Here is an 11,104-nt window from a genome sequence, read left to right as displayed (position 1 = left end):
TGGTGGGCAAAGCGGGTGCGGATACGTTCACGTTTGCGTCGAACTTCGGCCAGGACGTGATCAAGGACTTCGCTGCCCGCGGACCTGCTCACGACACGATCGAGTTCAGCAAGAGCGTGTTCGACAGTTTTGCGAGCGTGCTCTCCCACGCGGCCCAGTCCGGCCACGACGTCGTCATCGCGACGGGGAGCGACACCCTCACGCTGAAGAACACGCAGCTCGACAAGCTGAACAGCCACGACTTCCACTTCGCGTAAGGGACGGGTCGGCCACACAGACTGGTACTCAACAACTGCCTCGGGGGATCTCTTGGGGGATCCCCCGACAAAGGCAAGACTAAAGGGCAGGCGCCATGACTGACGTTGGACGGCGGGGGATGATCTCCCCGCCTGCGAATCTTTATCGAATCCCAATTATGCATTTGTCAGGACTATGGTCGGCCGGGCGCCGGCTCGCGGACGATGCCGAACGGCCGGCGTCGCGGCTGGTCGGCTTGGTAAGGCGCTTGGTCGAAGCCCTTCGGCAACGGATATTCGTCGGTCGTTTCCCGCCGGCGGAGAACTATGAGGAGCCGCAATCAGAGATGTCGGCATTCCTGCGGTCTTGCCGCAGGATATTCTGGGCTCTCGCAGCCTTCAGCGGGATGAGCAATCTCCTCATGCTCACCGGCTCGTTCTTCATGCTGCAAGTCTATGATCGCGTGCTGCCCGGGCGCAGCATACCGACTTTGGTCGCCTTGATGGTTCTGGCTACGGTCCTATACCTGTTTCAGGGTGGGCTCGACTTCGTCAGGAGCAGGATCAGCGCGCGGGTCGGCCGGTATTTTGATGAAAGGCTCGGCATTCGCATATTCGACGCGCTCGTTCGTCTGCCTTTGAAGACGAGGGCCGATGGCGACGGCTTGCAGCCGGTGCGGGATCTTGATCAGGTCCGCAGCTTCCTGTCGAGCGGCGGGCCGACTGCGCTCTTCGATCTGCCGTGGATGCCGATCTATCTCGGCGTTTGCTTTCTCTTTCACTTTTGGATCGGTGTCACCGCGCTGGCCGGCGCGCTGGTGCTTGTCGGCATTACGATGCTGACGGAAACCCGCACGCGGGGGCCTGCAAAGGCCTCCTCGCGTCTCGCAGTCTCGCGAACGGCACTGGCGCTCGAGGGTCGACGAAATGCCGAGGTTCTGCAGGCCATGGGCATGCGCCAGCAGGCGGCGTTGCGGTGGCAGGATGTCAACGCGAAGTATCTCGCGGCTCATGAGCGGGCCAGCGATGTCGCAAACGGGCTCGGGGGCGCTTCCAAGATTTTCCGAGCGATCCTGCAATCGCTGGTTCTTGCCGTCGGCGCAATCCTCGTCATCAACCAGGAATCGACGGCCGGCATCATCATTGCCGGATCGATCCTCTCCGCGCGGGCCTTGGCGCCCGTCGAAATGGCCATTGCGAACTGGAAAGGATTCGTCGCTGCGCGGCAATCGGGACAACGCCTCGATGCTTTGCTGAAGCTTCTGCCCGGCGAGGAGGAGCGGCTGGAATTGCCTCCTCCTGTTGAAACTCTCACCGTCGAGCATCTCTATATTGGCGCTCCAAACTCGGAGAGGCCCACCGTCAATGAAGTGTCGTTCCAACTGCGGAGCGGGCAGGCGGTCGGAATCATCGGGCCGAGCGGATCCGGAAAATCGACGCTGGTACGAGCGCTGGTGGGGGTATGGCCGTGCATTCGCGGCCGGATACGGCTGGACAACGCCGCACTCGAGCACTGGTCTTCCGACGCCCTCGGCAAGCACATCGGTTACCTGCCTCAGGATGTCGAATTGTTCGACGGCAGCATTGCGATGAACATTGCGCGGTTCGATCCGCAGGCGACGGCCGCCGCTGTTCTGGAGGCCGCGCATGCCGCGGGCGCGCATGATCTCATCCTTTCGCTTCCGGACGGCTATGGGACGAAGATTGGCGAGGGAGGATTGGCGCTGTCGGCGGGGCAGCGGCAGCGCATCGGGCTCGCCCGTGCCTTCTACGGAAAACCGTTCCTGGTCGTGCTCGATGAGCCCTCGTCCAATCTCGACGCCGAGGGCGAGGAGGCGCTGACAGAGGCGATCCTGAACGTGCGCCGCCGCGGCGGGATTGTCGTCGTCGTCGCCCATCGTCCGAAGGCGCTTGAAGCCGTCGATCATGTCTTGTGCCTCGGGGACGGCAAGGTTCAGTCCTTCGGCAAGAGGGAGGAGGTCCTCAAGAAGGTCCTGCGAAATCCCGTACCGCTCAAGGTGGTCGCGGAAGCTCAAGGAGGCAACCGATGAACGGCCAGGTGGCGCCGGCGATGCAATCCATCCAGCGTTACATGATCGTCGGTATGATCATGTTCGGTCTGGTGACCTTTGGCATCGGCGGTTGGGCGACGACGAGCCAATTGTCGGGCGCGGTGATCGCTCAGGGCGTGGTCGTGGTGGATTCCAGCGTCAAGAAGGTTCAGCACGCCACGGGCGGAATCGTGGGCGAATTGCGCGTGCGCCAGGGCGATCGGGTCAATGCAGGCGACGTTTTGATCCGCCTCGACGAGACGCAGACGCTCGCGAATGCGACGATCGTCACGAACAGCATCGATGAGCTGCTGGCGCGGCAGGCTCGTCTCGAAGCCGAGCGCGATGGTGCCGAGCAGGTCGTGTTTCCCAAGGTGCTGCTCGACCGGGCCAAGGAGAGCAACTCCGAGGCGAGCCGTGCGATCACTGCTGAGCGGAAGCTGTTCGACCTTCGCCGCCAGGCAAGGAGCGGCCAAAAAGCGCAGTTGCAGGAGAAGAGCGCGCAGCTGGAGAACGAGATCAAGGGCTATACGGGGCAGACCGAGGCCAAGCAGAAGGAAGTCGAATTCATCCGCCAGGAGCTGGAGGGCGTGCGCAGCCTCTGGCAGAAGAATCTGGTGCCGATCACGCGGCTCAATTCTCTCGAGCGCGACTCCGCCCGCATCGAAGGGGAGCGCAGCCAGCTCGCAGGGATGATTGCTCAGTCGAAGGGCAAGATCTCCGAAATCGGACTCCAGATCATTCAGATCGACCAAGATCTGCGCACGGAGGTCGGCAAGGACCTGATCGAAACGCGCTCGAAGCTCTCCGAGCTGGGCGAGCGCAAGACCGCGGCGGTCGATCAGCTGAACCGAATTGATATCAGGGCGCCACAATCCGGTCGGGTCCACGAGCTCAGCGTCCATACCGTCGGGGGTGTCATCTCACCCGGCGAGCAAATCATGCTGATCGTGCCTGACGCGGACTCGCTTGCCGTCGAGGTCAAGATCGCACCGAAGGATATCGACCAGGTCTATGTGGGACAGACCGCGACAATGCGCTTCGCAGCGTTCAACCAGAAGACCACGCCCGAAATCGACGGCGAGGTCAGCATGGTCTCGGCAGACATCACCCAGGATCAGCGCGCCGGCACGAGTTACTATACGGGCCGCGTCCTGCTGAAGCCGGACGAGCTGGCGAAGCTCGGCTCGGCCAAGCTCGTGCCCGGCATGCCGGTCGAAGTCTTCATCAAGACGGCAGGTCGGACCGCGCTTTCATACTTGCTCAAGCCGCTGCAGGATCAGGCCGGGCGGGCGTTCAAGGAGCGCTGAGTTGGTGCAAGATGGCAGCAGCGCTCGATTGCATGTCTTCGGGACTGGCGCCCTTTCGCTGGGCGTCAGCGTTGTTGCGACCGGCGCCTAGATGCCTGTTTTCCCTGAGTGGGACGATGGGGTGCTCGAACGATCGTCCGCTCAGTACGTCCATTCGCTTGGCATGCAGGCTCATTGCGGCCACGAAGCCGAGTATCGAAGCTTCAGCTCCCAGAATGACGAGTAGCTCGACCGGCATGTGAGACAGGTCCTGCCCGAGAAAGCCCGTTTTGGCGTCGGCAAATAGTTAAATCAACCATAATATTATATGGTGGCAAATAATTGTCCGCCGCTGCGCGGAGCGCGACCCGCGTCGCGCCGCGCTTCAATGTCTTCCTCCGAGAGCAAACGGCGCCGATCGAGGTCGTCCTCGCTCCGTCCCTTCCATTCATTCCCACTCGTCCTTCCGGCGTCACTGCTGCGTCTTTCGCAGCCGGTCGCTTATTTAATATTTATTGCTAGTTAAATATAATGGAATTATATATAATTAATTAAATGACGTTGCGCGGCCGGGCCGTGCGCCGGCTGGACCCGACACGGTTTTGCGTACGGAGGGGGATCGGCAGATGCAGCGAACCTCGGGCCCGGTCATCGCCGCAGCCATAGCGGCCATGATCGGGGGCGTTCAGTGGGCGCGTGCGGCATTGCTGGTCATGCCAAGAGCACCCCAGGCGGACCTTGCGCACATCGAGCTGGGACGCCCCGCTCTTCCGCCCCTCACTTACACGGTGTTTTGCCTGCGCTATCACGCCGAATGTCGCCCGCGACGCTCCTTCCGCGGCGGGCCGATCCGGTTGACTGAGAGGCGATGGGCGGACCTGCTGGAGATCAACCGTACCGTCAATCTGGCGATCGAGCCGGTTCGCAACGAGCTCGGTCTCGCGGGCGAGGCGTGGACCATCAACCCCGCGCGCGGCGATTGCAACGATTATGCGGTGAGCAAGCGCCACGAGCTGCTTCGGCGCGGCTGGCCGGCGCGCGTGCTCCTATTGAGCGAAGTCGTCGTCAGATCCGGTGAGCATCATCTGGTGCTTCTCGTGCGTACCAGGAGCGGTGATCTCGTCCTCGACAATCTCGCGCCGCAGATCAAGCCGTGGTCGCGGACGCCCTATCGTTGGGTGCGTGTGCAGAGTCCGGGCCGTGACGGGCTGTGGGCCACGGTCGGACGAGAAGGGGTGTGAGGCACCAGCGCCAAAGCCCTGAGCCTTCCTTGGCCGGAACGGTTGCGCTTACTCGTGAGCGCATTTGAGCTGCTCGAGCGAAGCGAGCCGATCTTCCAGCGCGACGATCCGGCGGAGAAGGTCGAGGCGCGACAGCCCGAGGGTCGCTCGCGTCGATCCGATGACGGAAGCGGCAGCACACGGCCGCTCGGAGTTGGGAGGAAGGACGCTGAACATGCGCAGGACGCCGTCGCCGGTCAGCACATCCACCCAGCCTTCGGAAGGTGACCGCCCTACGATCCGGCCTGGTACGCGGCCGATATAGCAGGGAGCATCGAGCCGCGGCGACGCGTTGGCGATGATGAGCCGCTGGCCGTCAAGATGGGTGAAGGCACCGGGAAATGGCGGCGTTAAGCCGCGGATCAGCCGATCGATGCTCTCGGTAGGCTGCCGCCAGTCTATCTCTCCATCTTCCGGAACACGGGCGCAGCCATAGGAGGCATAGCCGGTATTTTGAGACGTGCCTTGGTAGCCGGTGATCGCGCGTACAACGACCCCGCCGAGCTCGCGTTCCTGAATCGCGTTGAGGCGCTCGTAGAGCGCGGTGACCGTGTCGTTCGCGCCGATCGGGATCGCCTGCTGAAACAGCAGATTGCCGCCGTCAAGCTCCGGGATCACGAGATGAATGCTGATGCCGGCAGTCGTCTCCCCATTGATGATTGCCCAGTTGACGTTGGCGCGACCGCGATAGTGCGGCAGAAGCGAATAGTGGACATTGACGAAGCGGCACAATGCAAGAATGTGCGGCGGGATGATCCGATCGAACGATGAAATCACGACGGCTGCCGGACGTGCGTCCGCGATCACTCTCTGAAGTTGGGCCAATTCCTGCAGCTCCGCGACCGGGATGCCGCGGTTGTTCGCAAATGACCCCAGCTCGCCCGCCTCGGGCTGGTCCGGTTTTCGGAAGACCTGGACCACGCGGCACCGCGCCGCCAACGAGCGAAGCGCGGTGAAGCCGGTCGGTCCGTCCGCGAGGAGCACGATTTCGGGCTGCAGCCGCTCCGTCATGTCACCCCCTGCCACGGTACGAGCTGGGCGAAACCATCCCGTGTAACGGCACCGCCGCGGCGAACCCATTCGGCCGCGCGCAAGCCGCCAGTCTGCAATCGTACGATCGGCTCGGGACCAATCTCCGACAGCAGAATGCCCATATGGCCCTGTCCGACGGATTGCGTGGGCCAGACCGCAAGACCATTGGCGGCCAGCACCGCTCGATCGATGTCGCCCCAGAACTGCACCACGACGGCGCCGGCGGGGGCGCATGCGGCCAGATGCGCAGCCTCCGCCTGGCCGACGCGCGGCGTGTCCGCAGGCTGCAAGGCGACAACGAAGGCGTCCCATGCGCCGGGATGGACCGCCGCAACGCTGTTGAACGTCTTGACGTTCGCCCCCAGGCTTGCCAGCCCGTTGTGCAGCGGGGCGAGGAAGTCATTGTCGCAGAGCAGGCCGATTCTGTTGCCGAGGACCGCCAGACCACAGTCGTGCAACTGCTTCACGGCGAGCGGGCCGAGGAATGAGAAGACATCGACAGCGGGGTGCCGCTCGTTGACGCCGACCACCGGGATCTTGCGCCGTGCGCACGCTTCGATATCCAGGTCCTCACGACGAAACTCCCAAGCCTCGAACATCAAGGCAATCACGGCGTCGCCGCGCAGCTGGTCGATCAGCTCAGCTGTAAGAGGACGAAGGTGGCCACTGTTGGTTACGATGTCGACGTTGTGAAGCACCTCAGGACTGATCTTCTCCAGGATCTCGATGCGATCCGCGACGCCAAGGGGGGCTGCGAGCTCAAAAATCTCCCGTTTGGCATCGGACGCGGTCCCATGGCGGCCAGATCTGGTGAACGCGTAGACGTGCTTGGCTCCGGCCATTGCAGCGAGGACCGGGGTCACGGCATAAGCGCCGGTCGCGGCTTCGGTCAGCACAGTCATTCCCGACATGTCCAGTCCTGTGTCCGCGACGGCGAGCTTCATCAGCGTTTGCAGTCGAACAGGCGAGAAGCCCGGCCTGCGAAGAGCTCTCGTATCGGCATCGCCAGTTCGCAATTGCGCGACCGTCGCTCCACTCCCGGTCATTGATTGATCCTGCTGTTGCCGCTGGAAGATGCCGGCTTCATGGTGTTCTCGACCGGTGCGCTCTGGATATCCGATCGCGCGCCGCCCGGAGCACGTTGTACAGCGGGTCGGGTATGAGCGCGCGCAAGTGATCCTGCCAGCTCATTCGCTCGATGCATTGATCCTCGCCGGGCCGCGCGGCCCAATACTGCACGCGGCGTTCACCCGACGCGGCGACGCGGCGCGTCGTCGTGTAGTAATAGGATGCGACGGAAAGGCGCATTCGCCCCGGCGGGCAGGTGACCGGATCCGGAAGACCGTGGAGGGTGGCGCCGTGCGTCTCCCAGAGGATCATGGTGTTGAACCGCGGGAAGATACGGCACCCAAGCGCCGACATGTCCGCAGGCCACAATTCGAGGCTGCCGCCGTAAGCTTCGGGCCAATCCCGATTGAGATAGATGAGCAGATTGACCCGGTGGAACAACCCGGTCGTCGGGTGAACCTCGAAATCGCGGTGAAGCTTCGTGAAGCCGCCCGGGGGCGTTCGATGCACCCCCGCAAATTTGTGCGTCGGATCGCAATGAAGATCGCGAACGCCAGTGACTGCCGATATGAATTCTCGGAAGTGCGCACTATCCACCAGGTTCAGCAGATGCTGAGTGGCTGGCCCCAGTCCATCCGATACCTCCTGCTTCACCAGGCGATCGGTGTTCGTGGTAATCAGGCGGGCGGCTTGGAGGGCGGTGCATTCGGCCGCGACCATGTCCAATAGCTTCTCAGGAAACGCATCATTGACGACGATGTGCGGCCAAGGTTTTGCGCTGGCGTAGTCGTTGCGCAGGGAACTGGCTCGGGCAAAGAGGCCGCTCAACGAGTGAAGCTGGAAATCAACATGCAATTCCGCAGACTCCGGTTGCAGTGCTTGGAGCCACGATCTCAAGCCCGCCGGCCTCGCAAATTAAATGATATTATTAATTTGCCGGATGTTAAATGTCAAATTAAATGGGGCGGCGAGTTTTCGGCGTTTTGAAGCTTGGCGCGACAGGAGTGCCGACAAGCTGCATGCCCTACGAGCCGGGGGCAAATCGTGATCGCCAACGACAAAATTAAATATCGCGATTAGCATATTTAACTTGAGGCGCGGTAATTGTGGTCTATTTTGAAGATGGGCTGGATTGGAGTAGGACGAGCCGATGACCCATCTCGACGCAGAAGGCGACGATCGTCGTGAATTCTTGAAGAACTGCGGAAGATTTGCCGCCGTTACCCCTCCGACTGTGACGCTGTTGCTCTCCACCTCCCTGACGTCAGCCGCGATAGCCGGCTCAGGCGGTCACATTGTGCGTGGCAACAATGGCTTCGGCAATGGCGGCGGTGATGGCAGTCCCAACGGCAAAGAGGACCGCGATCGGTAGGTCTGCGGTCCAACGGACAGCGCGGGTATATATAGGCCGCCGCAGCGGAGCCGGGGCTCAGCCGGTCCGGCGGCGCCTTTGTGCGGACGAGCGATCGATCAGGAGATCGTTCAGCTTCTTACCGGCTCGAAGCTGAGCTTTCAGCCATCGGGGCTGCTTACCGCGCCCGGACCAAGTTTCGGACGGATTCTTCGGGTTCTGGTATTTCGGCAGCACTGGAGGGTAGGGGCGTCGAGGACGTTCGTCGTTCTGGGTCGGAGCGGCCGTCCCCTCAATCTTGCGAAGCCGCTCTTCGAGCTTGGTTTTTTCCGCGGTCATCCTGCGACTGAGAACAGTCGTGACCTCATCGTAGAGCCGCCACAGCTCGGCCGTGGTCATGGATGCCCAATCCTCATTCTCCATGGAAGCCGTCCCCAACTACCTCCGAACCGAAACAGGAGGGGGGATTATCAGGTCAAACCGGGGTCCGGCAAGCACGATCCACTCGCGCGGCTGCGCCAGTGTGTAACGTGGTGGTCGAAGTTACCGGCTGGGCCCGTGCCTCCGAACGAGCGGTCGCTTCCCAAGCGCCCTCCGCCCGCGCGCTCGTCGCCTGGGCGCAAGCAATCGCTGCTCGGCCTTCAACACGCGACTACGCAAGTTCTGCAATTCGGTGAATTGAACGATGAGAGCCTGATGAGTTTGACGCAAAACAGCCGAAGAATACATTTTGACCACCTACTCATTGCCAACGATGTCCCTGTGACCGCTCATTGGAGTTGCTGAATTGACGAAGATGCAGCTCCAACTTGGGTGACCGGTTTTCATCGGTGCTACACGGGCCGCGATCGGACGCGGCCATTTTCGTGCTTGATTACCCAGCTTCGTCTGATGAATAGTATTACTTTTCCCCCTTCAGAGGCGAGGCATTCTGAATGGCCTCGCGTTTGCCGAAACTTCGTCGAATGTTAGATTTGAATCGTGAATGTCCCAATATATCGTTCGTAATAACGGCGCCAACGAAGTTAATTGGATGTTGACCATAATAACAAGGCAGCCAACCAGTGCGCCGATGACATTCTATGAGGGAAGGTGTCAATTGAATCTATCAGGCGTTGTTCTTTCGTCTGGGAATTTGCAGCGTGGTGCACCGCATTCTTACGGTGCTGCGCCCATTTGCTGCTCAAGTTACGGTAGCGCAGCCATCACCACGGTGCGACGTTATGGCCGAGCGAAGCAGGTAACCTCGCGCGATTGAAAAGAGATTGTTGGATTAAGCGGCTGCACGGGGGGTTGTTAGCAATAGGCAGGGGAAGCATGCGCCGCATCAGAATTGTCATCGCGGATCGACACCCGATCGTCTTGCAAGGGATCAGGAGCGTTCTTGCGCCGCAGCGCGATTTTACGATCGTTGCGTCCTGCAGCGATGGTGCAAGCTGCATTGAGGCAATCCGCTTTCTTGCGCCGGACGTCGCGCTTGTCGATGCTGCACTGCCCGATGTCCGTCGGCAGCAGATCCTCGCTCCTGCAAAGGCTGCAGGCCCAGGTCCCGCGGTAGTCTTCTTCACCGGTACCGCGGCCGATTGTGAGCTGCAAAGGCTGGCCTTGGACGGCGCCTGCATCGTCCTCTCGAAGGATTCGGGTGCCGAGATGCTGGTCGCAACCCTGCGGAAGGCCGCCCAGGGCCAAGCTGCGGCGTCGCCGACCACCGGGCAGGCCGACGAGGAGCCCCGCGCCGATGAGAAGCCCCTGACGCAACTGACGGACCGGGAGCGGCAGATCATGCGGCTCGTGTCGGAGGGGCTATCGAACAAGGAGATCGGACGTCGGTTGAACCTTGCCGACGGTACCATCAAGGTCCACCTTCATCATATCTTCCAGAAGCTGGATATCAGCAATCGTACGGTTCTCGCGGCATTGGCGATTTCGCGAAACGAGCTGCACGCCGCGCCACGTGAGCCGGATCCCCCTGATCTGTTGCCTCAGGATCCGGCGAGCGTGAAATGACGAGGACGTCTGGTTTCTTCCGGAGCGTGCGCGAGGGCTGGCTATTGCGGCGCCAGATGCTCAGCCATGTCGCGGCAGGCCCCTTCGGCCTCGGCTAACGTTCGAAAGGGCGAGCCGCCAATCTTGATTGCGGCTTGGTTTTTGTGGAGCGGACGCCAACTCGCCAAGTAGCCGGAGCGTCCGTGAAAGCCCGGGCCTCGGGGGCTTCCGAAACTGATCACGAACGAGAAGCCCTCGCTGGTCGCGCTCCAGATCTCCATGTCCCGGACGGACCGATGGAATTGCAGTGGCATCGCAATGATCCATTATAGCCGAGCCTGTGCTCGATCCCGTTTAATGAAAATTAACTATATTAAATGGTGGACGCAACCCGAAATCGCGCATGAGCGGCAGCGGCTGTGCAAGGAAGTGGAGGGGCGAGCACGGAAATTGCCGACGATCTGCCGGCGACGCACGTTCAGCAATGCCAGCCGGGTAAAGAAAATTCTTGGTTGAAAGTCAATTTAATATATAATACTGTAAATAAAATTTTAAATCGAGGAGTGCGCATCGTGACCCGGGACGGCAACGAAGATGACGACCGGCGGGCGTTTTTGAAGACCTGCGGAAGATTTGCGGCCGTCACACCCCCAGTGATGACCCTGCTTCTATCCACTTCCTTGACCTCAAGAGCCATCGCAAGTTCGGGCGGTCTGCATGGAGTGACGCAGAACGACAGAGGGCAGTCGTTCTTCGATAATGACCGGTCGTCCGCGGCAGGGCCGGGGAGCTCCGGCGGCGGGTCATCAGG

General features: G+C 61.3%; 9 protein-coding genes and 2 pseudogenes. 6 read left to right on the top strand and 5 right to left on the bottom strand.

All coding sequences use genetic code 11. The features are described 5' to 3' along the window. From CVM73_RS38200 to CVM73_RS38180, 4 genes and pseudogenes are all read left to right on the top strand, one after another. Positions 1 to 257: pseudogene (locus tag CVM73_RS38200) on the top strand (Ig-like domain-containing protein); the annotation flags it as partial. Between the two features lie 95 nt (positions 258 to 352). Continuing rightward, positions 353 to 2,287: a type I secretion system permease/ATPase gene (locus CVM73_RS38195; RefSeq protein WP_100236867.1), complete on the top strand. Its 1,935-nt coding sequence runs from the start codon at positions 353 to 355 to the stop codon at positions 2,285 to 2,287. Next, complete coding sequence (locus tag CVM73_RS38190; RefSeq protein WP_100236866.1) at positions 2,284 to 3,597, top strand: HlyD family type I secretion periplasmic adaptor subunit; 1,314 nt, start codon at positions 2,284 to 2,286, stop codon at positions 3,595 to 3,597. The genes CVM73_RS38195 and CVM73_RS38190 overlap by 4 nt, the downstream gene beginning before the upstream one ends. Before the next feature lie 605 nt (positions 3,598 to 4,202). Continuing rightward, a complete protein-coding gene (locus tag CVM73_RS38180) occupies positions 4,203 to 4,817 on the top strand; it encodes a transglutaminase-like cysteine peptidase (RefSeq protein ID WP_100236864.1) in 615 nt (204 codons plus the stop codon). A 48-nt stretch (positions 4,818 to 4,865) separates the two neighbouring features. Here the strand turns inward: CVM73_RS38180 and CVM73_RS38175 are convergent, their stop codons facing one another. From CVM73_RS38175 to CVM73_RS38165, 3 genes are all read right to left on the bottom strand, one after another. After that, positions 4,866 to 5,867, bottom strand: a complete 1,002-nt coding sequence (locus CVM73_RS38175; protein WP_100236863.1) for a methionyl-tRNA formyltransferase — start codon at positions 5,865 to 5,867, stop codon at positions 4,866 to 4,868. Then, positions 5,864 to 6,832 (bottom strand): hypothetical protein, encoded by a 969-nt coding sequence (locus tag CVM73_RS38170; protein ID WP_100236862.1) that lies wholly within the window; start codon positions 6,830 to 6,832, stop codon positions 5,864 to 5,866. Before CVM73_RS38170 ends, CVM73_RS38175 begins: the two co-directional genes overlap by 4 nt. 139 nt (positions 6,833 to 6,971) lie before the next feature. Continuing rightward, positions 6,972 to 7,811 carry a 2OG-Fe(II) oxygenase gene (locus CVM73_RS38165; protein ID WP_245452550.1) on the bottom strand — a complete coding sequence of 280 codons (840 nt, stop codon included), beginning with the start codon at positions 7,809 to 7,811 and terminating at the stop codon, positions 6,972 to 6,974. Between the two features lie 295 nt (positions 7,812 to 8,106). Here CVM73_RS38165 and CVM73_RS38160 point away from each other — a divergent pair, with 295 nt between their 5' ends. Next, positions 8,107 to 8,328 carry a hypothetical protein gene (locus CVM73_RS38160; protein ID WP_100236861.1) on the top strand — a complete coding sequence of 74 codons (222 nt, stop codon included), beginning with the start codon at positions 8,107 to 8,109 and terminating at the stop codon, positions 8,326 to 8,328. A gap of 57 nt (positions 8,329 to 8,385) precedes the next feature. On the opposite strand, the gene CVM73_RS38155 is transcribed toward CVM73_RS38160, so the two are convergent. Continuing rightward, positions 8,386 to 8,706, bottom strand: a complete 321-nt coding sequence (locus tag CVM73_RS38155; RefSeq protein WP_430641333.1) for an H-NS histone family protein — start codon at positions 8,704 to 8,706, stop codon at positions 8,386 to 8,388. Positions 8,707 to 9,624: 918 nt separating this feature from the next. Between CVM73_RS38155 and CVM73_RS38150 the strand changes: the two genes are divergently transcribed. Next, entirely contained in the window at positions 9,625 to 10,314 is a 690-nt protein-coding gene (locus CVM73_RS38150) for a LuxR C-terminal-related transcriptional regulator (RefSeq protein WP_100236859.1), read from the top strand. Between the two features lie 457 nt (positions 10,315 to 10,771). Here the strand turns inward: CVM73_RS38150 and CVM73_RS41910 are convergent. Continuing rightward, positions 10,772 to 11,104 (bottom strand): annotated as a pseudogene (locus CVM73_RS41910) (hypothetical protein); the annotation flags it as partial.

Source organism: Bradyrhizobium forestalis, assembly GCF_002795245.1.
GTDB lineage: Bacteria > Pseudomonadota > Alphaproteobacteria > Rhizobiales > Xanthobacteraceae > Bradyrhizobium > Bradyrhizobium forestalis.
The sequence above is the reverse complement of the archived record's forward strand: the minus strand, read 5'-3'. Positions and strand labels throughout refer to the sequence as shown.